The following is a 22713-nucleotide window of genomic DNA, read 5'->3' as shown; positions in this document are numbered from 1 at the left end:
TAGGTAGAAAGAAAAGATATGAGTGAGTATAAAACAAGAGTATTATTAGTTGAAGATGAAGATGTAGCAAGAAAAACTCTTGCTTTTTATCTGAATACTATATTTGATGAAGTAGTTGTTGCAACTGACGGAGATGAAGGTTTTAATACAATAAAAGAGAATCTTCAAAGTAATAAAGAGTTTGATTTAGTATTAACAGATCTTAAAATGCCAAATAAAAATGGTATGGATATGATTGAAGAGATTTTAAAACTTGTTCCAGAACAAAGATTTATTATAGTAAGTGCCCATAAAAATGAAGAGGATTTACTAAAATTAATCAACTTAAGAGTTTTAGGTTATTTTGTTAAACCATTAAATATTGATAATATGATGGAAATGCTTCAAAAAGCAAAAAAAGAAGTATTAGAAGATAAAAAAGATAGCTCTAAAAATAGTGATTTAATTGAACTTAATAAAACTTATACATACAATTTAGCAAATGATAAATTATATAATCAAGAAAATATTGTAAAGCTTTCAAAAAAAGAGTCTGATATTTTAACTGTATTAATCAAAAATCTAGGAGAAGTAGTATCTGTTGAAACTTTTAAAGAACAAGTTTGGGGTGATATTGATACGAATGATTCTGCATTTAGAACAGTAATGAAAAGGTTAAAAGATAAAATTATTGAAGATGATTTCGTAATTTCTCATAAGGGTTATGGATATATTATTGAGAAACCATTTGTAAAATAGATTTATTTTATTTAGCTATTAAAAAAGGGGAAAGAGTTTAAGTCTTTCCCCTTTTTTTTGCTTTAAAGTTCAGCTTCGTGAACTGAAACTTTTGAAGCTTTATCTTTTGCTTTTTGCAATACATAAAGTACTGCAAAAATACCAATACCTATAGCATAAGAGATATAGTGAGTTGGTAAGTTTAAGAATGACTCTACAATCTTAGGTAAGAACATAAATGGAACTATACTTAAGAATATAAATCTTTCAATTACATTTGCTTTTGTAATGAAGTATCCTTGTGAGAAACAAGAGAATGCTAACATTCCAACAAGTGCTGTTGCAAATATTACAACAATATCAACTGGGTTTGTTATCCATACCCATCCTGCTGGATTAGAAGGATTAAGTTCATCAACACTAGCAATTAATAATAACTCGGGGTTAAAGAAGAACATAAACGGTAAAATAGCCGTTCTAATATCATATTTAAACCCTTGGATACCTGTTTTAATTGGGTCTGCTTTTGCAATACCCGCTGCTGCATAGGCGGCAAGTCCTACTGGTGGGGTATCATCTGCTAAAATACCAAAGTAGAATACAAATAAGTGAGCCGCAATTGCAGGAATTAAGAATCCATTATCTTGTGCTAATACTAAAATAACTGGCGCAGTTAATGAAGCCATTACGATATAGTTAGCAGTAGTTGGTAATCCCATACCTAAAATAAGTGAGATAACAGCTGCTAAGATAAGAATTAAGAAGATGTTTCCACCTGATAATGTCTCAATAACTTCTAATAATACTTGACCAAGTCCTGTTAATGTAATAGAACCAACTACAATACCAGCTAAGGCTGTAGCAATTGCAATAGGAACCATGTTTTTAGCACCACTAATCATACCCGCTAAGATATCAACAAATCCAGATAACCAAATCTCTCTAGTTAATTTTTGTCCTGTAATAATAGCTTTAAGTGGGTGTTGAACAACCATTAACATCATAAGTAACATAATTGCATTAAATGCAGCACTTGCAGCTGATTCTCTTAAAATCATAAGTGTATATAATAAGAAGAAAATAGGAACTAAATAGTGAATACCTTGAGCAAATGTTTTCCATTTTGGAGGTAAATCCTCATCATCCATACCTTTAAGACCTAATTTTAATGCCTCTAAGTGAACAATATAAAATAGTGCAAAGTATGAAACAAATGCAGGAATAAACGCAGCAAAAATTACATCTGTATATGCCATACCTAAGAACTCTGCAATAATAAATGCAGCAGCACCCATAACAGGAGGCATTAATTGACCATTTGTAGATGAGGCAACTTCAACCGCTCCTGCTTGTTCTGGCCTAAATCCAGTTTTTTTCATTAATGGAATTGTAAATGTACCAGTTGTAACAGTATTTGCAATAGAAGATCCAGACATAATACCTGTAAATCCAGATGCAACAACAGAAGCTTTTGCAGGACCACCTCTATATTTTCCAAGCATAGCAAATGCTAAGTTAATGAAATATTCACCAGCCCCAGCTTTATCTAAAAGTGAACCAAATAGTACAAAAAGAAAAACAAATCCAGCAGATACTCCAAGAGGAACACCAAAAATACCTTCAGTTGTTAAGTACATATGTCCAGCTAGTTTATTTAAACTTGCACCCTTGTGAATAATAAGCTCAGGCATATAAGGACCAAGTAAATCATATGCAATAAAGACAATAGCAATTAAACTTAAGGCAAAACCTAAAACTCTTCTACCTGCTTCAATTAAAATAACAATTGCAAATAAAGCAATAAATATATCAAGTGCTGTATAGTCACCTGGTCTTAAAGCAAGTTCATCATACATAAAAGCTATATATCCAGCACTTATTAATCCAAGTGTTGCAAACATATAACCAAACCATCTAATTTTTCTTAAAAAGTACTCTTTTTTAAACATTGGATAGATTAAAAAAGCTAAAATCATGGCAAAACTTAAGTGAACAGATCTAGTAATTGTTGAATTAACAGGTTCAATTACTATATAAAGCTGAAATAAAGACCAAGCTAATGCAATTGATGAAATCAGCCAAAACTCATAGTGTTCTCTTCCGAAAACTCTTTGACCTTCTAGTTCATTAACAACAGCTTCAGTTTCATTAGCTTGTTCTTCTTCTAATTCACTAAGTTTATGAGGTTTTTCTTCATAAATAGCCATAGTAAATCCTTTGTGTGAGATTTTTTAGATAAGCATTTAAAAATGCTTATCTAAATGTGGAGTTTCTAAGGGAAAATCCCTTAAGAAAGAAACAATTATTTTAAAATTCCTGCTTCTTTGAAGTATTTTTTTGCACCTTCATGCATAGGAGCAGAAAGACCGTCTAATAAAGACTCTTTTGTAATGTTAGCGTATGCTGGGTGTAGTTTTTTGAATGCATCAAAGTTTTCTAAGATTGCTTTAACTACAGTGTACACTGCTTTGTCGCTTACATCTGTACTAGTAACAAGTACTGCTTTAACACCAAATGTTGGAGTTCCTTCAGCATTTCCTTTATAGATTCCACCTGGAACATCAGATTGTGCAAAGTAAGGGTTAGCTTTAACTAATGCATCAACTTTATCACCTTTAATTGGAGTGATTTTCACGTCAACAGAGTTTGAAGCATCTTTAATATTTGCAGTTGGGTGTCCTACCATGTAGAAGTAACCATCAATCTTGTTATCTCTTAATGCATCTGGCATTTCTGCTGCTTTTAAAGCACCTGCAAATGCTAAATCATCTTTTTTAATTCCTACTGCTTTAAATAATGCTAAAGCTGTAGCTTCGTTACCTGAACCTGGGTTTCCTAAGTTAATTCTTTTACCCTTAACATCCATGATATCATTAATGTTAGCATCTTTTCTAGTAACTAATGTAAATAACTCTGGGTAAATAGCCATTACAGATCTTAATTTTTTAACAGGCTCTCCGTCAAACTTTTTTGTTCCTTGTGCTGCTTGGTAAACAACATCAGATTGAGCAATACCAAAGTCTAACTCACCATTTTTGATAGTATTAATATTGTAAACAGAACCACCAGTTGATTCAACAGAACATCTGATTTTAGTCTCTTTTTTATACTTATTAACTAATCTACAAACAGCACCACCTGTTGGATAGTAAGTTCCTGTAACACCACCAGTACCAATAGTAATAAATTCAGCAGCGAATGCTGGAATCGTAAGTGCTCCTAATAAAGCAGCTGTAGCAATTTTCTTCATTTCTTCTCCTTTGATTTTTTATGTAAATTAGATGTATCATATGTACACTCAATAATTATATCACATATAATAAAATATTCAAGTAGTAGCAATTACAAATAATTTCATAAAAATTGCATAAAAATTACAATTAATCATAAATTTATCATATTAAAATTGAAATTTTTCTTAAAAGTGGTTACTAATGTGTATAAAAAGTGTCCTATTTTAAAATTTATACAAGTTCAAATTAGAAATTAAAATTTTAAAAATTTTTATAAATTCGTTTCAATATTACTTGACAAAGATACACTCAATAAGTTATAATTCTTTAGCAGTTTGAGAGAACGAGTGCTAAAAAATTGAAAAATGGTAAAGAAATATGATTGATAAAAAAGAGTTTTTATTACAGTCTATTATAAAAGCATATATTGAGCATTTAGAGCCAATTGGTTCTACACAGCTAAAATCAATGTATGATATTACATACTCTCCTGCAACGATTAGAGGATACTTTAAAAAGTTAGGAGATGAAGGTTTTTTAGCTCAAGAGCATATTAGTAGTGGAAGAACTCCAACTATTGAAGCTTTAAAACAATATTGGAAAAGTAAGTTAGATTTCAAATTAAATGAGATTAACTTAAAAGCTTTACAATATTATGCATCTCAAGTGGGAGTTACAGTATTCTTAAAAAAAGAGGACTCTGATTTACTGCAAAATATTATAAATGTTGAAGATAAATATATGATATTAGAGTTTACTTCATTTGCAATAAATGTTAAGTATTCTAGTGCACTTTATAGATTTTTAGGTGATATGATTAGTTTGTCATTAAAAGATATACTGAAAATCTCAAAAGATGTAGGCGCTTATGAAGTATATAATGCAATTATTTATACATTGCAAAACTCTAATTTTGAAGTTTTTAATTACAAAGAGTTTTTAAATTTAGCATTAAGCTATAACTTTGATGAAATGACGATTGATAGTTTTTTAAAAGGTGAAGTATTGAATAGAGTTGAAGAAGGTTTATATTTTGAAAATCTTTTACCTCAAAACTATATTGGTATTTGCCACTCTTGTCAGGTTGAAGGAAATGATGTAAAAATGCTTGTAATTGGTGAACTAGCAAAAGATTATGAGTTCTTTTATAAAAAAATTAGAAGCTTTTAATAATAGGAGAAAAAATTGAGTGAAGAAAAAAAAGACGAAGTTTTAAACGAAGAAGTTGCACAAGAAAAAGAAACACAAGAGACTTGTGAAGAGTCATGTGAAGAAAAAGAGTTAAGTGCAGAAGAGCAAATAGCTCAATTAGAAGATAAGTTAAAAGAAGCTGAAGATAAGTACTTAAGAGTACACGCAGATTTCGAAAATATTAAGAAAAGACTTGAGAGAGAAAAGTATGCAGCTATCGACTATGCAAGTGAAAAGTTTGCAAAAGATTTATTAGCTCCAATTGATACTTTAGAAATGGCTTTAGCTGCAGAAGAAGCAGCTAAAGATATGCCAGCAGAAGAGTTATTAGGTAAATTAAAAGAAGGTGTTGAATTAACAATTAAAAACTTCTATACTGCATTTGAAAAACATGATATTTCAGTTGTAGAAACAGATGGTGAGTTTGATCCAAACTTCCACGATGCAGTAATGCAAATAGATAGCCCAGATCATGAAGATGGACAAATAGTTGCACAGCTTCAAAAGGGTTATAAATTAAAAGAGAGATTACTAAGACCAGCAATGGTAAGTATCTGTAAGAAATAGATAAAAGTCCTCTTTTGGAATATTTCGGCGTTGGTCTGCAAAATTTAAGAGACTCACTTACTGAAAGTAAGCTCCTCCCTTAAATTTTTTGCCCGCCTTGAACTATCCTCAAAATAGAACTTTTATATTTTGAGGATTGACCGGAATGTCATAAAACTAATAGATTTTAAAATGTATATTTGAAAATAAAAATAAAAATTTGATAAGGAAAAAAAATGAGCAAAGTAATTGGAATTGACTTAGGTACAACAAACTCTTGTATGGCAGTTTACGAAGGTGGAGAAGCTAAAGTAATCCCTAATAAAGAAGGTAAAAACACTACTCCTTCAATTGTAGCATTTACTGATAAAGGTGAAGTTTTAGTTGGTGATCCAGCAAAAAGACAAGCTATTACAAACCCTGAAAAGACTATTTACTCTATTAAGAGAATTATGGGTCTTATGATGGACGAAAAAAATGCACAAGAAGCACAAGATAAAGTAGGATACAAAATCGTTGATAGAAGCGGTGCAGCTGCTGTTGAGATTGCTGATAAAGTATATACTCCTCAAGAAATTTCTGCAAAAATTTTAGGAAAATTAAAAGCTGATGCAGAAGAGTTTTTAGGTGCTCCTGTAACTGATGCAGTTATTACAGTTCCTGCATACTTCAATGATGCACAAAGAAAAGCTACTCAAGAAGCTGGAACAATTGCAGGTTTAAATGTATTAAGAATTATCAATGAGCCAACAGCTGCTTCATTAGCATATGGTTTAGATAAAAAAGGTGAAGAAAAAGTATTAGTATATGATTTAGGTGGTGGTACTTTTGACGTTACTGTATTAGAAATTGGTGATGGAACTTTTGAAGTATTATCTACTGATGGTAATGCATTCTTAGGTGGAGATGACTTTGATAACGCTATTATTGATTGGTTAGCAAAAGAGTTCGAATCTGAAAATGGTTTTGATATCAAAAATGACAAAATGGCATTACAAAGATTAAAAGATGCTGCTGAAAATGCAAAGAAAGAGTTATCTTCTGCTGATTCAACAGAAATCAACTTACCATTTATTTCTATGGGTAACGCTGGACCAGTTCACTTAGTTAAATCTTTAACTAGAGCTAAATTTGAGTCTATGACTGAGCACTTAATTAACGAAACTTTAGATCACATCAAAGTTGCTTTAGATGATGCTGGATTAGATAAAGGTGAAATTGAAGAAGTAATCATGGTTGGTGGATCAACTAGATTACCAAAAGCTAACTCTGTAGTTAAAGAGTACTTTGGAAAAGACTTAAATAAAGGTGTTAACCCTGATGAAGTTGTTGCTGCTGGTGCTGCTGTTCAAGCTGGTGTATTAAAAGGTGATGTAAAAGACGTATTATTATTAGACGTAACTCCTTTATCATTAGGTATTGAAACTTTAGGTGGAGTATTAACTAAGTTAATTGAGAAAGGTACTACTATTCCTGTTAAAAAATCTCAAGTATTCTCTACTGCTGAAGATAATCAACCAGCTGTATCTATTCACGTTGCTCAAGGTGAAAGAGAGTTTGCTAAAGATAATAAATCTTTAGGTATGTTCGAATTATCTGATATTCCTGCAGCTCCAAGAGGTGTACCTCAAATTGAAGTAACATTTGATATTGATGCAAATGGTGTTTTAAATGTATCTGCTAAAGACAAAGGTACTGGAAAAGAGAATAAAATTACTATTTCTGGTTCATCTGGATTATCTGATGAAGAAATCGAAAAAATGGTAAATGAAGCTGAAGCAAACAAAGAAGCTGATGCAAAAAGAAAAGAAGTAATTGAAGTTAGAAACCAAGCTGATGCATTACTTCACTCAACAAGAAAAACTTTAGAAGAGAATGAAAATGCTGTTTCTGAAGAAGAGAAAAAAGCTATTATTGATGCAGCAGCTGAATTAGAAGAGATTCTAAAAGATGAAAATGCAACAAAAGAGCAAATTGAAGAGAAAGTTAAAGCATTAACTGAAAAATCTCACAAGTTAGCTGAAGCTATGTATGCTAAAGAGCAACAAGCAGGTGGTGCACAAGGTGCTCAACCAAACCAAAAAGCTAAAAAAGACGATGACGATGTTATCGATGCAGAAGTAGAGTAATCTCTACTTCATGCAAACACTAATTTTTTTACTATTAGTTTTTTTAATAGTAATATTCTCAGTTTTATTATACTTCAAAAACAAACACTCTCGTGTTGATAAATTAAACAAAGGTATTTGCCCAGATTGTGGGGAAACTACTAGAACTTTTTATGATGAAAATACAAAAACTACATTTAAATCAGAAGCTATAAGTGCAAGAATGCTTAAAAGTGGAGGTTGCTCTGGAGTAAATGATATAGAGTATAGATGTAAACACTGTGGATTAAAAGAGGTTTATTCTCAAGTTTAAAATATCTTTTACGAATCATTAACCTTTTATGTTTATAATCACAAAAACTAAAGATTATAAAATGAAATTATTAATTAAATCTATTTTAATTCTATTTACAATTTTTACTAGTATGTTACTAATTATTAAATTTAGTGGTGTATTAAGTATTGATGATATTAAGCAGACTTTTACTACTTTAAAAGAACAACCTTCTTATATCATTGGTTCACTTGTTATTTTACTTTTATTTATTGATTTATTTATTGCTATTCCTACGATGACTGTTATTCTTTTAGCTGGATATTTTTTAGGTTTGCAAGGGGCAATATTTTATACTTTAATAGGTTTATTATGTGCTTCTTTAACAGGTTATTTTTTATCGAAAAGATATGGAGAAAAGGTTTTAAATAAACTTTCATCAAATGAACCACAAAAACAAGAAATGAAAGATATTTTTAATAACCATGGTTTCTTAGTTATTATTTTATCAAGGGCAGTACCTTTACTTCCTGAGATATCTTCTTGTTTATCAGGAACTTGTAAAATGCCATTAAAAAAATATTTGTTAGCATGGAGTTTAGGAACTATTCCTTATGTAAGTGCAATCTCTTATGCAGGTTCAATTAGTAACTTTGATAATCCAATGCCAGCATTAATCGCTGCACTTGGTATAACAGTTTTATTTTGGTTTTTATGGTTGGTTTTTACAAAAGTTAATAAGATAAAAACTCAAAAATGTTAGAATTTATAATCACTATATCACAAGGCTAATCATGAAGTATATTTTATTTCCAATTATTGCTATTTTTTTATTTACTGCATGTTCTACAAAACAAGAGTCACATACTCCTACTTTAAAACAATCTACTTATGATTATATGCATGGATTTTTTGATGATGATTTAGATGAAGCCTTAGTGGCATTTAAAAAAGCATGTGTTAATGCATCTAAAAAAGAGATGTTTAAAAATGTTTGTGAAAACTCATTATATTATGAAAATGGAGAAGAGTTTTTTACTAAATATTTTACACCAAGGGTATTAGTTTCAAATAAGGGTGATTTAGGTTTAATCACTGGCTATTATGAGCCATTGTTAAATGGGAGTTTGACAAAAACTGATAAATATAAATATCCAATTTATAAAACGCCAAAAGATTTAGTAAATCTAAGAGATAAAAATAAATATCAAAATTTTAAAAGATTTAAATATAAAGCAAAAGAGTTAAATGGATATTTATATCCTTATGATACAAGAGAAGAGATTGAAAAAAGAGATGATTTAGAAGTAATTGTTTATGTGGATAATAAAGTAGATTTATTTTTCCTACATATTCAAGGTTCAGGTAGAGTAAAACTTGAGAATGGAGAGATTTTAAATATTGGATATGCAAACCAAAATGGAAGAAAATATGTTGCTATTGGAAAAACAATGCTTGATAAAGGTTATTTACAAAAAGAGAATATCTCTTTACAAACAATTAAAAAGTTTTTAGATGAAAATCCAAGTAAAGTTGATGAAATTTTAAATTCAAATCCAAGTTATATCTTTTTTACAAAAAAAGAACAAACAGCAACAGGAAGTTTAGGTGTTCCTTTATTAGCAAAAAGAAATATAGCAGTTGATAAAAGACATATTCCTTTAGGTATGCCTGTATTTATACAAACAAAAAACCCTAAAACAAAAGAGCCTATAAATAGATTAGTGGTTGCAGCTGATACAGGTGGTGCTATAAAAGGTGAAATTAGAGCTGATTTTTTCTTTGGTTATGGAAATAGTGCTGAAGAGTTAGCTGGTCTTATGAAAGAGAAAGGAAGACTTTTTATTTTAGTCCCTAAGATATAGATGTTGTTCTTAAGAACAACATCCATTACCACAGCAATTATCTCTAGCATCACTGTAAAATGAGATTACAAAATTGTTGTACATCTCTTGAACTTCAAATTCATGTTTATTACAGAACTCTTTATTCATATGATTTTTCATTTCTATTGCTTTTAAAAGAGCGTCATCTTTAGATTGAAATGTTAAGTTGTTTTTTAAATCGCTTCTTTTAAAGCAACCACATTGATTGGCTACTATAATTTTATACATTAATATAATCCTTAATATTTATTAAATGAAATGAAACTCTATCAAAACTTTTCAAAGAAAAAGTTTATCTAATAATAGTTTCATTAACTAATTATACTTAATTAAAGCAGTTTAAGAAGTAAATCTTGATAAAATTCGCCTATTAATTTACAAAAGGAAAACCATGCACATTACAAATGTAATTTCTCAATATTTTGGAAAGTTTGCAAAAACTCAATTCCCTTCACCTATTCAAAGTATTATTAATAGAGGATATGTGAAGTTTTTAGGCTTAAATATGAGTGAGTTTAAACATCCAAAACATTATAAATCTTTAAATGCTTTATTTACAAGAGAGCTTGAGATAGATAGAGAAGTTAAAAGTGCTGATGATGAGTTCATTTCTCCAACAGATAGTTTAATTACTCAATGTGGTAAAATTCAAGGTGACTTAGCTTTACAAATAAAAGGAATGGAATACTCTTATGAAGATTTATTAACTTTCTATTGTAAAGATAATTTTGAAAAGTTAAAAGATGGAGATTTTATGAATTTTTATTTATCTCCAAAAGATTACCACAGATATCACTCGCCTTGTGATTTTGAATTAAAAAAATTAATTCATGTTCCAGGTAAACTTTATCCAGTTAACTTAAAATACCTAAATAAAGAAATTGAATTATTTGTTCAAAATGAAAGAGTAATTTTAGAGTGTGTTGCTAATGGAAAAGTTTTCTATATGGTATTTGTAGGAGCACTTAACGTTGGTCAAATGGTATTTGAATTTGAGCCAAGGGTTGAAACAAATCTTGACACATCAGAAATCAAAGTTTATGAGTATGAAAACATCAAAATAAACAAAGCAGATTGTTTAGGATATTTTAAAATGGGTTCTACAGTTGTAATGCTTTGGGAAAAAGATTTTGTAGAGTTAGAAAATTTATTAAACAAAGATATTAAATTTACTGATAAAATAGCAAGTAATAAATAAGCTTATTTTTTATTTTAATGTAAAACTTTTACGATATAATTTCCCTAAAATTATAAATAATTAGGGAAATTATGGCAAATCGAATATTTTTTAAAGTAGCATGGATGCTAATACTGCTACTTCTTGCATATTTATTTTTCGTAGTATTTTTTCTTTCACCAAAAATAAATGAGTATATTGCGAATACTCAAAAAACTCAAATTGAAGATAAATTTGAAAAAATTGTATCAACTATAAATCAAAAATCTAAGAATTTTAAAAATTTTGAAGAATTTTCTCAAGATATAAATTTTTTATTAAAAAGTATTAATCTTGGAAAAAGTGGATATGTTTATATTTTTGATAAAACTGGAAAAATCATTGTAAATCCATCATCAGAGTTTAGTAAAAAAAATATCAAAGATGTGATTATTTTTAATGAAGATATCTCTATGTATGATAAGGTTATTAATTCATATAAAACAACTAGAAACTTTACTTATAAATGGAATAGAGTTTATGATCCAAACAATTTTACTTATGAAAAACTATCTTGGATTAGTTATAACAAAAAACTTGATTGGTATATTGTCTCATCTATATATACAGAAGAGTTTTCTATCTTTTTAGCAGGTATAAACTCTTTACTTTTAAATATATCTTTACTTCTTTTTTCTGTTCTTACAATAATAGGTGTTTTTATTACTATAAAGGTTATTGTTCCTTTAAATAGAATGTTAAATGAATTTAAAGATGTAAAACTAAAAGAGTTATATACAAATAAAAAGGCAAATGATGAAATTGGTTTTCTTGCAAATCAATTTAATAGTATGTTAAGTCAAATAGAAAATAACAAACAAGAAATGGAAGTACAAGTTAAAGCTAAAACAAAAGAGATTCAAGAAAAACTATATTTTGATGAATTGACAAATTTAGAGAATAGATATGCTCTTGAAGAGAGTATCAAAAATCAAGAATTTGTTTCTTTAATTGTAATAGATATTGACTCTTTTAATGATATAAATGAACTTTATGGTTTTAATACAGGAAATCAAGTTTTAGTTCAAACAGCTATAAAACTAAATGAATTGGCTTTAAAGTATGAATCAAAAGCATATAGAATTTATGGTAATGAATTTGCAATTGTTAAAAATAATATGATTGATACAATTAGTTTTCAAAACTTTATTGAAGAGTTAACTTCTTTATTTAAAGACAATCCTATTTATATTGAAAATACTGATTTAGAAATATTTATTGATATTACTATAGGAATTTCTTTAGGACAAGAAGAACCATTGAAGACAGCAGGTATTGCTCTTAAAAAAGCAAAAAGAAATAATCTTAAATCTGTATCATATACAAATGAGTTTGATACTAAAGAGCTTATTCAAAAAGCAATTTATTGGAGAGATAAAATTAAAGAAGCAATTGATACTGACAATATTGTTCCTTTTTATCAACCAATTTGTAATGATAAAAAAGAAGTTATTAAGTATGAAACCTTAATGAGAATAAAAGATATAAATAATAAAAATGAAGAAGAGTATATCTTGCCTTATAAATTTTTAGAAGTTGCAGTAAAAACAAAACAGTATACAAATTTAGCATATCAGCTTTTTGGGAAGGCTTTTGAAACATTACAAAGTTGTGATAAACAAATTAGTATTAATCTTAGTTTCAAAGATATACAAGATAAAAATTTTGTTGAGATGTTAGATGGTTATTTAAATCATATTGATACTATTCATAAGCAAAGAGTAGTTTTTGAACTATTGGAAAGTGATTTTATTTCGGATTATAATTTATTAGAAAAATTTATTAAGAAATATAGAGAACAAGGAATTAAAATTGCCATTGATGATTTTGGTACAGGTTATTCCAATTTTGCACATATTCTAGAAACGAGACCTGATTATATAAAGATTGATGGCTCATTAATTAAGAGTATTAATGAAGATAAAAACTCTTATGAAATTGTAAAATCAATAGTAGAATTTTCAAAAGCTTTAAATATAAAAGTAATTGCAGAATATATTCATAGTGAAGAAGTGTTTAATACTGTTTTAGAAATGGGCGTAAATGAATTCCAAGGTTATTATTTAGGAGAACCTTGTGCAAATGTTGCATAGTTTTAATTAAACAAAAGTTTATTTATGTAAAATAAATTAAAGATAAATTTAAACACTAAGGATTAAAAATGTCAACTATTACACAGCTAGGTTCACTTCCTTTAGCAGGAACAAAAAAAGGTCAAATTTCTATTTCAAATGTAACTGAGCCATATGGAAAAGATACTGCTGATATCGTTAGTATTGGTATTTCTTTAAATGGTCAAGATGTTCAATGGAAAGCTCATATTCCATATGAAAACTTAGATGAGGTAATTGAAATATTACAAAAAGCAAGTGCTGATAGAAAAGCTTCTGAAGCTTAATAAAATAACTATTAAGCTTCATGCTTAATAGTTTCTCTTAATTCTTGTTGCCATAAGGCCATACCACCAAATAAGTGTGCAGTATTTTTATACCCTTGATCGATTAAAAAGTTTCCAATAGTTCTTGTTCTATTTGCATGTGCACAAATAAGAACAATAGTTGTATTTTTAGTTGGAACAATTTTTTTAAACTCTTCCATCCATTTTTCTACATTGTGGTTACCATACATATCAAAAAAAGTCATTTTATGAGCATTTCTTATTACGCCTGTTCTTAGCCACTCATCTTCTCTTCTTACATCAATCATTACAACACTAGAATCATCTATCATTTTTTCTACAGTTTTAGGTTGTAAATCAACTAATTCATCCATTTAAAAAAGTTCCTTTTATATAATAAAAAATTATAATAAAAAATAAATATAATATAAGTTAAACAAATTAACAAACACTTTATAAAGATTATATATAATATTGTTATAATTACAAGGATTTATTTAAAGGTTGATTAAAATGAAAAAAATATTGATAATGTTTCTTTTTAGTGTTGCTTCACTTTTTGCATTTGAAGAATTAACGACTGAAAATTTTGAAACAAAGATAAAAGATAAAAATGCTATTATCGATTTTTATGCTGTATGGTGTCCTCCTTGTAAGGTTTTAAATATAAAACTTCAAGAGTTTGAAATAGTAAAACCTGATAACGTAGAGATTTTTAAAGTAAATATAGATGAGCAGTTAGCTCTTGCAAAAAAATACAAAATTACAAAACTTCCTTCATTGGTTTATTTTAAAAATGGAAAGCCATTAAAAACTATAGTTGGAATACAATCAGCAGATGAACTTTTAAAAAGTTCAAGAAAAATATTTGAATTAGAATAGGAGTTTATAAAAGTGTTTATTATTAGAAGTATCGTTTTATTAGCATTACTTTTTCAATCGATTTTTGCTATTGAAAGAGTAGTTTTAGAGCCAGAAGAAGCTTTTAAAACTAAGTTTAATAAAACTCAAGAGAGTATAAACTTCAAGTTAGAGTTAGGTCAAGATATTTATCTTTATGATGATAAATTAAAGTTTTTTATTACAAAACCATCTAAAATAGAAATTACAAAAGATTTAGAACTTCCTAAACCAGAAACTTATGAAGAATGGGTTGTTCAATTTAAAAATATTGATGTAAATATTCCAATATCTCTTTTAAAATCAAAAGTTGATTCAAAGTTTTATGAACTTGAAGTTCAATTTCAAGGGTGTTCAAAAGCAGGACTTTGTTATGCACCAATGACTGAGAAATATACTTTAGATTTAGTAGGGTTTGGAGAATCAAGTGTAAATACTAGTTCAAATGAAATTCAAGAGGAAAAAGCAACTCAAAAAGAAGATGTGGAAGCTTTAAATGAAACAGATAAAATAGCAAGTTTAATCAAAGGTGAAAGCTTTTTTGTAGTACTTGGATTTTTCTTTTTAGCTGGACTTGGGCTTTCATTAACTCCTTGTATATTCCCAATGATTCCTATTTTATCTTCAATTATTGTAAAAGCAGGAAATGAGGGTGAAATAACACCTGCAAGAGGTTTCTTTATGTCTTTTGTTTATGTTGTAGCAATGTCTTTAGCTTATACAATAGCAGGAGTAATAGCAGGTTTATTTGGTGCAAACTTACAAGTAGCCCTTCAAAATCCTTATGTACTTATCGTATTTGCAGGTATTTTTGTTGCACTTGCCTTCTCAATGTTTGGATATTATAAATTAGAATTACCACAAAGTATTCAAAATAAAATCACAAAAACAACAGATGGAAAAGAGAAACAAGGTGTTTTAGGAATTGCTATTATGGGATTCTTATCAGCGCTTATAGTAGGACCTTGTGTTGCAGCACCACTAGCAGGAGCTTTAGTATATATAGGACAAACTGGTGATGCTGTACTTGGTGGAGCTGCACTATTTGTTATGAGTATGGGTATGGGTGTGCCTTTACTTTTAATAGGTTTAGGTGCTGGAAAATATATGCCAAAACCAGGTGGCTGGATGGATTCTGTATCAAAAATCTTTGGTATTGTAATGTTAGCTGTTGCAGTTTGGATGTTAGATAGAGTTTTAGAGCCTATTTATGTGATGTGGTTATGGGCTTTATTATTCTTAGCTACAGGAATATACTTAAGAATTTATAAGCATATTTTAGCTCAACTAATTACAGTTGTAATCTTTATTTATGGGGCTTCTTTAATGGTAGGAGCTTTAAGTGGTGCTACAAATCCACTAGAGCCTTTTTCTAAGTTTACATCTGCACAGGGTGTAGCTGTAAATAAAAATGAACTTCAGTTTAAATATGTAAAGAATTTAGCCCAATTAGATGAAGCAATAAAAGCTTCATCTAAACCTGTAATGTTAGACTTTTACGCTGATTGGTGTGTTTCTTGTAAAGAGTTAGAAGGAATTACATTTAAAGACCCAGCAGTAATTGCGAAGTTAAATGAGTTTACTTTATTAAAAGCAGATGTTACAAAAAACACAGATGAAGATAAAGCATTACAAGCAAAATTTGGAGTTGTAGGTCCTCCTGCACTTATCTTTTGGGATGAAAACAACAAAGAAATCAAAGCTTCACAAATTGTAGGCTACAAAAATCCAAAAGATTTCTTAGAAATAGTAAATAAGCATTTCTAAGAAAAAGCACTTTAAAACTAATATTTGTTATACTTCCTAAAAATATAAATAAAGGTTTTTTATGAACTTTAATACAATTTTAGGAAGTGTAGACTTTCTTGAATCTCTTAGGGGAAAAACAGCTTCTTTTTTATTAAATACAAGCGTTACTAAAACATGTGAAATTCCAAATATTTCACAAGCTGGAATCCCAGGAAAACTATATCTAACACCAACACTTGATAGTGAATTTTTATGTGTAAAACAAGTTAGGTCTCTAGAAGATATAGCCCAAACGCCAAAAGGTGTTCCAACACCTGCACTTATTACAAGAGCAGTTCATGAGTTAAAACCTTATAGAAATGTAGAGATAGTAAATTTAGGATTACAAACTTTACCAAAAATAGACTATTTTAAAGTTCATAATTTTGATTTAAATCCAAGTGAAGCTATAAATAAAGATGCAAATATAAACGCTATGGATGTTTTCCAAAAGGGTGTTGAGTTTGCTCAAAATCTAGAACTTCAAAGTGATTATGTGATTTTAGGTGAGTCAGTTCCAAGTGGAACTACAACAGCTTATGCAACAGCTAAGGCATTAGGATATAAAGCAGATGAACTATTTTCTAGTTCATTTAAAAACTCACCAGATGATATAAGAACAAAAACTATAAATGAAGCTATGGCTTTTATAAATGAAGAGGATGATGTTTTTGCTAGATTGTCAAAAGTATCTGATAATATGTTGATTTTTACAGCAGGGTTTATACTAGGTTCAACTGGAAGAGATGATTTAAAAGTAGTTCTTGCAGGTGGTACACAAATGGCTAGTGCTTTACTTATTGCTAATTCAATTGTTGAAGTGATGGGTGGAGTTGTAGATGCAAAGAATATTGCTTTATGTACAACAAAGTGGATATATGAAGATGAAAACTCTGATATAAAAGCTTTATTAGAACAGTTAAATTTTTCTATAAATGCTTATGCAAGTGATTTTGACTTTAGTTTATCTTCACATCCTGCCTTAAAACTTTATGATGAAGGTGAAGCAAAAGAGGGTGTTGGTTGTGGAGGTGCTCTTTGTTATGCTTCTATAAATGGAGTTGATAAACAAGCCTTAACAAATAAAATTGAAAGTTTCTTAGGATAAGATAGTGGAAGTATTTATTTCAACATTTTTAAAAATGTTCTTTATTATGACACCATTTTTTGTGTTGTCAGTATTTTTAACAGTAACAAATGAAGCAACAGTTAGAGAAAAAAAAGCTTTAGCTATAAAAGTTACTATTTCAGTTGTAATTATCAGTTTAGTTCTTGTGTTTTTTGGGAAACATATTTTTGAAGTTTTTGGAATTACTTTAGATGCCTTCAGAATTGGTGCAGGTGCTTTACTATTTTTATCAGCCGTTGATTTAATCAAAGGAAATAAAGAGGGTAGTAAAAAAAGCGTTGATAATGTAAGTGATTTAGCCGTAGTACCTTTAGCTATTCCTATTACAATAGGCCCTGGAACAATTGGTATTTTACTTGTAATGGGTGCTACTTTTGATAATACTTCTTCTATGTTTATGGGAAGTTTAGCTTTAGTTTGTGCTGTTGTAGTAATAGGTCTTATGCTTTATATGTCAAATATAATTGAAAAAGTAGTTGGGAAACAAGGACTTCTTGTAATCTCAAAAATTACAGGTCTATTTTTAGCTGCTTTATCAGCTCAGATTGTATTTACAGGTATTAAAAACTTTTTAGGATTATAATGAAAATATTTTACTTTGGCGGTCAAAAGTCAGGAAAAACATCAAAAGCTAGTGCTAAAGCTTTAGAGTTATCAAAAGATAAAAAGCCATATTATGTGGCAACTTATGATAACTCATATAATGATGAGGCTATGGCTGAGAGAATTTCAAGACATATTGAAGAGAGAAAAGATGACTTTTTATCTATTGAAGAGCCAAAGGATTTAGTAAAAGTTGTAAAAGAGGGTGAAACTTACTTGATTGATTGTATGACAATGTTTATATTAAATAATATGGACAATGGTTTAAATCATATGAAAATACAACTAAATAAGATTTTTGAACTTGATTGTAATGTGATTTTTATTTTAAATGATATTGGAAATGGTGTAATTCCTATGGAAAAATATAGTAGAGATTTTGTGGATATGTCTGGGCTTTTAGGACAATATTTAGCTCAAAAATGTGATGAGGTTTATGAAGTGAAGTATAGCTTGGAGAAAAGACTAAAATGAAAACAGTTTTAAATGCCTTTTATTTTGCACTTTCATATTTCTCAACTATTCCAGTTTTTGTAAAAAACATGGAAATAAACAATGAAACTTACAAATACACTTTAGCTCTTTTACCTTTAGTTGGAGCTATTATCTCAACACTTGTAATAGTTTTAAATTTAGGATTAAATGAGCTATTCAATCCTTTATATGCCTCTTTCATAAGTGCTGTTGTATATCTTGCTTTATATGGTTTTTTACACCTTGAAGCTGTTTGTGATGTGGTTGATGCTTGGTTTGCTTCACATGGTGGGAAAGATGCTTATAAAATCATGAAAGAGCCAACTATTGGAGCTATTGGGGCTTTATATACTTTTAGTTTTGTTTTACTAAAAGTTGCAGCTACTACATATTTACTTTTTGAAGAACAGTATGTTCTGTTTTTTATAATCTGTATATTTTCAAGGCTAAATTTTATTTATTTACTTGGCTACTTTAAATTTGCTAAAGATAGTTTTTTATCTCTTGCCTTTCAAGATGCAGGAGTAGGAAAAGTTAAACTTTTTAGTCTTTTATATATAGTTTTTGCTTTGTTTCTTGGCTCATATGTTTTAGTTCTTTTGCTAGCTTCATTGCTTAGCTTTTATTTGATTTTAAAGAAATTAGATAAGCAGTTTGGCTTTGTAAATGGGGATTGTTTAGGCTTTACTTTAGAGCATGTAGAACTAATCTTACTTAATGTGGCATTGGCTTTAGTAGTATGAATACTTTTGAGCATGGTGGTCAAGTAGAAGCTTTTGCAAAAGAGCTTGGGTGTGAAGTAAAAGATATAATAGACTTATCTTCAAATATCAATTTTATAAAACCAAATATCAATTTAGATTTTAACTCACTTGATATTTCAGCCTATCCAACTTATGATAGTTTATATGAAAAGATAGCTTTAAACTACAGTGTAAAGCCGAGTCAAATTGAGCTTTTCAATGGTGGAAGTAGTGCTATTTTTACTTTGTTTAGGCATCTTGATTTAACACACTGTACTATTTATAGTCCTGCATATTTAGAGTATAAAAAAGCTTCTATAAATTTTGGCTATGAACTTCGAACTATAAATAGATTTGAAAATATTTTTTTACCAGTAAAAGAGGGAAGTTTAGTAGTTTTTGTAAATCCTTCAACTCCTGATGGAACTTATTATGATATTGATAAACTACTTGAGTATTGGATAAAAAGAAACTGTACTATTTTGATAGATGAGAGTTTTTTAGATTTTTGTGATGGAAAATCAGCTACAAAATATATCAAAAAATACGATAAACTTTATATCTTAAAATCAATGACAAAGTTCTATTCGAGTGCAGGTATTAGAGTAGGAACTATTGTTTCAAATGAGCAGAATATAGATAGTTTAAGAAGGTTTGAGCCAATGTGGAAACTATCGCAGTTTGATTCAAACTATTTACAAGCTGCACTTGAAGATTATACTTTTAAAAGAGTTGCAAAAGCTATAAATGTAAAAAATAGAATCCAATTAGAAAAGATACTTCAATCTTGTAATCTAATAGAGCATATCTATCAAAGTAGTGCAAACTATGTACTTGTAAAACTTAAAAACATAACAGCAAAACAGTTTCAGCAGAAACTAAAACCTTATAAAATCATGATAAGAGACTGTAGTAATTTTGATTTTTTAGATGGTACTTATGCAAGAATAGCTGTAAAGTCTTCACATAGTAATGAAGTGTTAAAAGAGGCACTAAATAAGATATGCTAATAGACAATAAGTTTTTAAAATACTTCTCTTTTTTACTATCTTTTGTATTTATAGCTTATGTGATTTATATGATAATCACTTCATTTTTTATTGTTAAAAATCAGTTTATAGATATAGGTGATAGCACTTATGTAAATCAAGTAAGAGTTGATGATTATACAAAAAGATTAGCTTCATACTTAACAAAAGATTGTATCAAAGGTGATGAAAAGTGTGAAGTTCAAGCAATGCTTGATTTCACAACAGCAATACCATATAAGATAAATGAATCAGTTGCAAGAAGTGCAAAACAAGTTGTAAAACAAAACTTTGGTGACTGTGATGATAAATCAAATCTTTTAATCTCTCTTCTTAAAGTAAGTGGTTATGAAGCTTATTTTGTACTAGTTCCAAAACATATTTTTGTAATAGTAAATCTAAAAGAAAAAATATCAAATAAAAAAGCTTTATATGTAAATGACAAGAGATTTTATATCTTAGAAAGCACAGCAACTGGTTCTAAAATAGGTTTTAGATTAAAGTATACGTTTGGTGAAATAGAAGCAATAATTAATCCTTTTGAGAATAAAAAGTTAGTAATTGAAAAGTTGGAGTATAAATGATAGCAGTAATTCAAAGAGTTAGTTCTTCAAGTGTTACAGTTGAAGGAAAAGTAGTTGGAAAAATAGGGCAGGGGTTAAATATCTTACTTGGTGTAAAAAAAGGTGATAAACAAGAAGATATAAGTAAACTAGTAACTAAGATAGTAAACCTTAGAATCTTTTCTGATAGTGAAGAAAAGATGAACTTATCTCTTTTAGATGTAAAAGGTGAAGCTTTGATTATCTCTCAATTCACTCTTGCAGGAAATGTGAAAAAAGGAAGACGACCTAGTTTTGATAGCAGTGAAAAACCTGATATTGCAAAGGCTATGTATGAACAGTTTGTAAAAGAGTTTGAGTCTTTAGGAGTTCATACTCAAACAGGAAAGTTTGGAGCTCATATGGATGTGGATATTCACAACGATGGCCCAGTAACTTTTATAATAGATAGCAATGAATTAAATTAACTATGAACTTTAGGTAGAACTATTTTAAAACATACACCATCTTCTAAATTTTTTGCGTGAATAGTTCCTTTAAAGTATTTAGTTACTATTTCATGGCATAAAAATAGGCCAAGTCCTGTTCCTTGGGCTTGGTGTTTTGTAGTAAAATAAATATCAAATATTTTATCTATTATATTTTCATCTATTTTTTTTCCATTATTTTTTACTTGAATCACAATAGCTTTATTTTTTTGCTTGATAGATATTTTGATATATTTATCTTTTATATTAGATTCTAATAGGGAGTCTTTTGCGTTGTTTAAAATATTTAAAATGACTTGTCTAAATTTTATATTATTTCCTTCGATTCTAATATCCTCTTCAAAAAACTCTTTTTCAATTTTTATATTTTCATGATCGAAGGAAGCACTTAAAAGATTTGTAGTTAGATTAATAGATTTAACAATATTAAAATATACTAAATCCTCAGCTGTTTCTTGTGTGTAAAGACTAAAATCATCAAGAATATTTGATAGTTTTTGTGTTTGATTTACAATTGAGTCAAGATTTTCAGTTAGTTTATTTTCATCAAGAATATTCATCTCTTTTTCAAGTTTCATACAACTTGCTAAACTTGAAATAATAGACAGAGGTTGTCTCCAGTGATGAGCGATATTTTTTACCATTTCTCCCATTTGAGCAAGTCTAAATTGATGTTTTAGGATATTATCTCTTTCATTATTCTCTTTAACTGCTTTTTCTACTTTTCTTTCTAAATTTATATTTAACTCTTTTAACTCTTTTTCTCTTTTTTCTGTTAGCCTAATAGAAGGAATTACTATTAATATAGCTTCAAGTAGTAAAGTAACTAATGTACCAATTAGTATAAAAATCTCTCTTGCGAGTAAATCTTTTGTCATTTGGTCACTCTCTTTTTCAAACTGATAAACAGCATCATTTAAAATAGGCAGTAAAGAAAAAGAGTAATTTTGTATTTGTTCAAGTTTTGATGATTCATTTTTTTCATAAAACTCTTTTAACATAGATAGATATAGCTTTACTTTCTTGTCTAAATCTTTAGGATTTTCAAAATAAATCTTCTTACTTTCACTTGATGTAAGATTTTTTATAATAAAAGTATGTTCTTTTTCCATCAGGAGAATAAGTTCGTTTAGATGTTTCTTTAAATTATAATCATTAGATTCAAAATATCTTTTGGCTATTAAAGTAGTTTTTTGTGATAACATTCTTTGTTTACCACTTAGGTTTATGATTTTTGCATAGACCTTTTGCTTTTCAATTAGAGTACTCATAGTAAAATAAGCAAAAAAAGACCAAGAAGCTAAGGTAATAAAAACAATAGTATATATAACTTTTATATCAAATAGTTTTTTTACTTTTTTATACATGGTAAAATCCTTGCACTTATGCTTTATTCTAGCAAATATTTTTAAAATATAATAGTTTTGT

Annotated in this window: 24 protein-coding genes; 19 read left to right on the top strand and 5 right to left on the bottom strand. The window is 28.6% G+C overall.

Annotation, left to right across the window (positions count from 1 at the left end):
• The first annotated feature begins 18 nt into the window (after positions 1-18).
• The gene (locus tag ACH5BF_RS13090) at positions 19-738 is read left to right on the top strand and encodes a response regulator transcription factor (protein ID WP_423274700.1); all 720 of its coding nucleotides are present in this window, start codon (positions 19-21) and stop codon (positions 736-738) included.
• Positions 739-800: 62 nt separating this feature from the next.
• Here the strand turns inward: ACH5BF_RS13090 and ACH5BF_RS13085 are convergent, their stop codons facing one another.
• Both ACH5BF_RS13085 and ACH5BF_RS13080 read right to left on the bottom strand, forming a co-directional pair.
• Positions 801-2924, bottom strand: a complete 2124-nt coding sequence (locus ACH5BF_RS13085) for a TRAP transporter permease (RefSeq protein ID WP_423274699.1) — start codon at positions 2922-2924, stop codon at positions 801-803.
• A gap of 95 nt (positions 2925-3019) precedes the next feature.
• On the bottom strand, positions 3020-3967 hold the full coding sequence (locus ACH5BF_RS13080) for a TAXI family TRAP transporter solute-binding subunit (RefSeq protein ID WP_423274698.1): 948 nt from the start codon (positions 3965-3967) through the stop codon (positions 3020-3022).
• 361 nt (positions 3968-4328) lie between these two features.
• On the opposite strand from ACH5BF_RS13080, the gene ACH5BF_RS13075 reads away from it, so the two are divergent.
• From ACH5BF_RS13075 to mltA, 6 genes are all read left to right on the top strand, one after another.
• Positions 4329-5120: a heat-shock protein gene (locus ACH5BF_RS13075; protein ID WP_423274697.1), complete on the top strand. Its 792-nt coding sequence runs from the start codon at positions 4329-4331 to the stop codon at positions 5118-5120.
• A gap of 15 nt (positions 5121-5135) precedes the next feature.
• Positions 5136-5708, top strand: a complete 573-nt coding sequence (gene grpE / locus ACH5BF_RS13070) for a nucleotide exchange factor GrpE (protein WP_423274696.1) — start codon at positions 5136-5138, stop codon at positions 5706-5708.
• A 215-nt stretch (positions 5709-5923) separates the two neighbouring features.
• Positions 5924-7816, top strand: a complete 1893-nt coding sequence (gene dnaK, locus ACH5BF_RS13065) for a molecular chaperone DnaK (RefSeq protein WP_423274695.1) — start codon at positions 5924-5926, stop codon at positions 7814-7816.
• Positions 7817-7826: 10 nt separating this feature from the next.
• Complete coding sequence (locus ACH5BF_RS13060) at positions 7827-8108, top strand: hypothetical protein (RefSeq protein WP_423274694.1); 282 nt, start codon at positions 7827-7829, stop codon at positions 8106-8108.
• A 61-nt stretch (positions 8109-8169) separates the two neighbouring features.
• Complete coding sequence (locus ACH5BF_RS13055; protein ID WP_423274693.1) at positions 8170-8832, top strand: TVP38/TMEM64 family protein; 663 nt, start codon at positions 8170-8172, stop codon at positions 8830-8832.
• Positions 8833-8863: 31 nt separating this feature from the next.
• Positions 8864-9934, top strand: coding sequence for a murein transglycosylase A (gene mltA / locus ACH5BF_RS13050; RefSeq protein ID WP_423274692.1), 1071 nt, complete (start codon positions 8864-8866; stop codon positions 9932-9934).
• 9 nt (positions 9935-9943) lie between these two features.
• On the opposite strand, the gene ACH5BF_RS13045 is transcribed toward mltA, so the two are convergent.
• A complete protein-coding gene (locus tag ACH5BF_RS13045; RefSeq protein ID WP_423274691.1) occupies positions 9944-10183 on the bottom strand; it encodes a hypothetical protein in 240 nt (79 codons plus the stop codon).
• Positions 10184-10346: 163 nt separating this feature from the next.
• Here ACH5BF_RS13045 and ACH5BF_RS13040 point away from each other — a divergent pair, with 163 nt between their 5' ends.
• The 3 genes from ACH5BF_RS13040 (at position 10347) to ACH5BF_RS13030 (ending at position 13569) form a co-directional block, all read left to right on the top strand.
• On the top strand, positions 10347-11153 hold the full coding sequence (locus ACH5BF_RS13040; protein WP_423274690.1) for a phosphatidylserine decarboxylase: 807 nt from the start codon (positions 10347-10349) through the stop codon (positions 11151-11153).
• Positions 11154-11224: 71 nt separating this feature from the next.
• On the top strand, positions 11225-13264 hold the full coding sequence (locus ACH5BF_RS13035; RefSeq protein ID WP_423274689.1) for an EAL domain-containing protein: 2040 nt from the start codon (positions 11225-11227) through the stop codon (positions 13262-13264).
• Positions 13265-13332: 68 nt separating this feature from the next.
• Positions 13333-13569 carry a hypothetical protein gene (locus ACH5BF_RS13030; RefSeq protein ID WP_423274687.1) on the top strand — a complete coding sequence of 79 codons (237 nt, stop codon included), beginning with the start codon at positions 13333-13335 and terminating at the stop codon, positions 13567-13569.
• A gap of 11 nt (positions 13570-13580) precedes the next feature.
• Here the strand turns inward: ACH5BF_RS13030 and ACH5BF_RS13025 are convergent, their stop codons facing one another.
• The gene (locus tag ACH5BF_RS13025) at positions 13581-13943 is read right to left on the bottom strand and encodes a rhodanese-like domain-containing protein (RefSeq protein WP_423274686.1); all 363 of its coding nucleotides are present in this window, start codon (positions 13941-13943) and stop codon (positions 13581-13583) included.
• 139 nt (positions 13944-14082) lie between these two features.
• On the opposite strand from ACH5BF_RS13025, the gene ACH5BF_RS13020 reads away from it, so the two are divergent.
• The 9 genes from ACH5BF_RS13020 (at position 14083) to dtd (ending at position 21264) form a co-directional block, all read left to right on the top strand.
• On the top strand, positions 14083-14451 hold the full coding sequence (locus ACH5BF_RS13020) for a thioredoxin family protein (RefSeq protein WP_423274685.1): 369 nt from the start codon (positions 14083-14085) through the stop codon (positions 14449-14451).
• A 12-nt stretch (positions 14452-14463) separates the two neighbouring features.
• Positions 14464-16236 carry a protein-disulfide reductase DsbD gene (dsbD, locus tag ACH5BF_RS13015; RefSeq protein WP_423274684.1) on the top strand — a complete coding sequence of 591 codons (1773 nt, stop codon included), beginning with the start codon at positions 14464-14466 and terminating at the stop codon, positions 16234-16236.
• 61 nt (positions 16237-16297) lie between these two features.
• On the top strand, positions 16298-17365 hold the full coding sequence (locus tag ACH5BF_RS13010) for a nicotinate-nucleotide--dimethylbenzimidazole phosphoribosyltransferase (protein WP_423274683.1): 1068 nt from the start codon (positions 16298-16300) through the stop codon (positions 17363-17365).
• Between the two features lie 4 nt (positions 17366-17369).
• The gene (locus tag ACH5BF_RS13005) at positions 17370-17969 is read left to right on the top strand and encodes a MarC family protein (RefSeq protein ID WP_423274682.1); all 600 of its coding nucleotides are present in this window, start codon (positions 17370-17372) and stop codon (positions 17967-17969) included.
• The gene (locus tag ACH5BF_RS13000) at positions 17969-18463 is read left to right on the top strand and encodes a bifunctional adenosylcobinamide kinase/adenosylcobinamide-phosphate guanylyltransferase (protein WP_423274681.1); all 495 of its coding nucleotides are present in this window, start codon (positions 17969-17971) and stop codon (positions 18461-18463) included. Before ACH5BF_RS13005 ends, ACH5BF_RS13000 begins: the two co-directional genes overlap by 1 nt.
• Positions 18460-19206 carry an adenosylcobinamide-GDP ribazoletransferase gene (locus ACH5BF_RS12995; protein WP_423274680.1) on the top strand — a complete coding sequence of 249 codons (747 nt, stop codon included), beginning with the start codon at positions 18460-18462 and terminating at the stop codon, positions 19204-19206. The genes ACH5BF_RS13000 and ACH5BF_RS12995 overlap by 4 nt, the downstream gene beginning before the upstream one ends.
• Positions 19203-20216, top strand: a complete 1014-nt coding sequence (locus tag ACH5BF_RS12990; protein ID WP_423274679.1) for an aminotransferase class I/II-fold pyridoxal phosphate-dependent enzyme — start codon at positions 19203-19205, stop codon at positions 20214-20216. The genes ACH5BF_RS12995 and ACH5BF_RS12990 overlap by 4 nt, the downstream gene beginning before the upstream one ends.
• On the top strand, positions 20210-20818 hold the full coding sequence (locus ACH5BF_RS12985) for a transglutaminase-like domain-containing protein (protein WP_423274678.1): 609 nt from the start codon (positions 20210-20212) through the stop codon (positions 20816-20818). Before ACH5BF_RS12990 ends, ACH5BF_RS12985 begins: the two co-directional genes overlap by 7 nt.
• Entirely contained in the window at positions 20815-21264 is a 450-nt protein-coding gene (dtd, locus tag ACH5BF_RS12980; RefSeq protein ID WP_423274677.1) for a D-aminoacyl-tRNA deacylase, read from the top strand. The genes ACH5BF_RS12985 and dtd overlap by 4 nt, the downstream gene beginning before the upstream one ends.
• Here the strand turns inward: dtd and ACH5BF_RS12975 are convergent.
• Positions 21261-22652, bottom strand: a complete 1392-nt coding sequence (locus ACH5BF_RS12975; RefSeq protein ID WP_423274676.1) for a sensor histidine kinase — start codon at positions 22650-22652, stop codon at positions 21261-21263. The two genes, dtd and ACH5BF_RS12975, sit on opposite strands and share 4 nt — an antisense overlap.
• Positions 22653-22713: the final 61 nt, after the last annotated feature.

This window comes from Arcobacter pernae (assembly GCF_049472135.1).
Classification (GTDB): domain Bacteria; phylum Campylobacterota; class Campylobacteria; order Campylobacterales; family Arcobacteraceae; genus Arcobacter_B.
This window is presented reverse-complemented; position numbering and strand designations above follow the sequence as displayed.

What these genes read in the sequence shown, in the direction of transcription:
- ACH5BF_RS13090 (WP_423274700.1), top strand. Translation starts at nt 19, where the DNA reads ATGAGTGAGTATAAAACAAGAGTATTATTAGTTGAAGATGAAGATGTA.
- ACH5BF_RS13085 (WP_423274699.1), bottom strand. Translation starts at nt 2,924, where the DNA reads ATGGCTATTTATGAAGAAAAACCTCATAAACTTAGTGAATTAGAAGAA.
- ACH5BF_RS13080 (WP_423274698.1), bottom strand. Translation starts at nt 3,967, where the DNA reads ATGAAGAAAATTGCTACAGCTGCTTTATTAGGAGCACTTACGATTCCA.
- ACH5BF_RS13075 (WP_423274697.1), top strand. Translation starts at nt 4,329, where the DNA reads ATGATTGATAAAAAAGAGTTTTTATTACAGTCTATTATAAAAGCATAT.
- dnaK (WP_423274695.1), top strand. Translation starts at nt 5,924, where the DNA reads ATGAGCAAAGTAATTGGAATTGACTTAGGTACAACAAACTCTTGTATG.
- ACH5BF_RS13060 (WP_423274694.1), top strand. Translation starts at nt 7,827, where the DNA reads ATGCAAACACTAATTTTTTTACTATTAGTTTTTTTAATAGTAATATTC.
- ACH5BF_RS13055 (WP_423274693.1), top strand. Translation starts at nt 8,170, where the DNA reads ATGAAATTATTAATTAAATCTATTTTAATTCTATTTACAATTTTTACT.
- mltA (WP_423274692.1), top strand. Translation starts at nt 8,864, where the DNA reads ATGAAGTATATTTTATTTCCAATTATTGCTATTTTTTTATTTACTGCA.
- ACH5BF_RS13045 (WP_423274691.1), bottom strand. Translation starts at nt 10,183, where the DNA reads ATGTATAAAATTATAGTAGCCAATCAATGTGGTTGCTTTAAAAGAAGC.
- ACH5BF_RS13040 (WP_423274690.1), top strand. Translation starts at nt 10,347, where the DNA reads ATGCACATTACAAATGTAATTTCTCAATATTTTGGAAAGTTTGCAAAA.
- ACH5BF_RS13035 (WP_423274689.1), top strand. Translation starts at nt 11,225, where the DNA reads ATGGCAAATCGAATATTTTTTAAAGTAGCATGGATGCTAATACTGCTA.
- ACH5BF_RS13030 (WP_423274687.1), top strand. Translation starts at nt 13,333, where the DNA reads ATGTCAACTATTACACAGCTAGGTTCACTTCCTTTAGCAGGAACAAAA.
- ACH5BF_RS13025 (WP_423274686.1), bottom strand. Translation starts at nt 13,943, where the DNA reads ATGGATGAATTAGTTGATTTACAACCTAAAACTGTAGAAAAAATGATA.
- ACH5BF_RS13020 (WP_423274685.1), top strand. Translation starts at nt 14,083, where the DNA reads ATGAAAAAAATATTGATAATGTTTCTTTTTAGTGTTGCTTCACTTTTT.
- ACH5BF_RS13010 (WP_423274683.1), top strand. Translation starts at nt 16,298, where the DNA reads ATGAACTTTAATACAATTTTAGGAAGTGTAGACTTTCTTGAATCTCTT.
- ACH5BF_RS13000 (WP_423274681.1), top strand. Translation starts at nt 17,969, where the DNA reads ATGAAAATATTTTACTTTGGCGGTCAAAAGTCAGGAAAAACATCAAAA.
- ACH5BF_RS12995 (WP_423274680.1), top strand. Translation starts at nt 18,460, where the DNA reads ATGAAAACAGTTTTAAATGCCTTTTATTTTGCACTTTCATATTTCTCA.
- ACH5BF_RS12990 (WP_423274679.1), top strand. Translation starts at nt 19,203, where the DNA reads ATGAATACTTTTGAGCATGGTGGTCAAGTAGAAGCTTTTGCAAAAGAG.
- ACH5BF_RS12985 (WP_423274678.1), top strand. Translation starts at nt 20,210, where the DNA reads ATGCTAATAGACAATAAGTTTTTAAAATACTTCTCTTTTTTACTATCT.
- dtd (WP_423274677.1), top strand. Translation starts at nt 20,815, where the DNA reads ATGATAGCAGTAATTCAAAGAGTTAGTTCTTCAAGTGTTACAGTTGAA.
- ACH5BF_RS12975 (WP_423274676.1), bottom strand. Translation starts at nt 22,652, where the DNA reads ATGTATAAAAAAGTAAAAAAACTATTTGATATAAAAGTTATATATACT.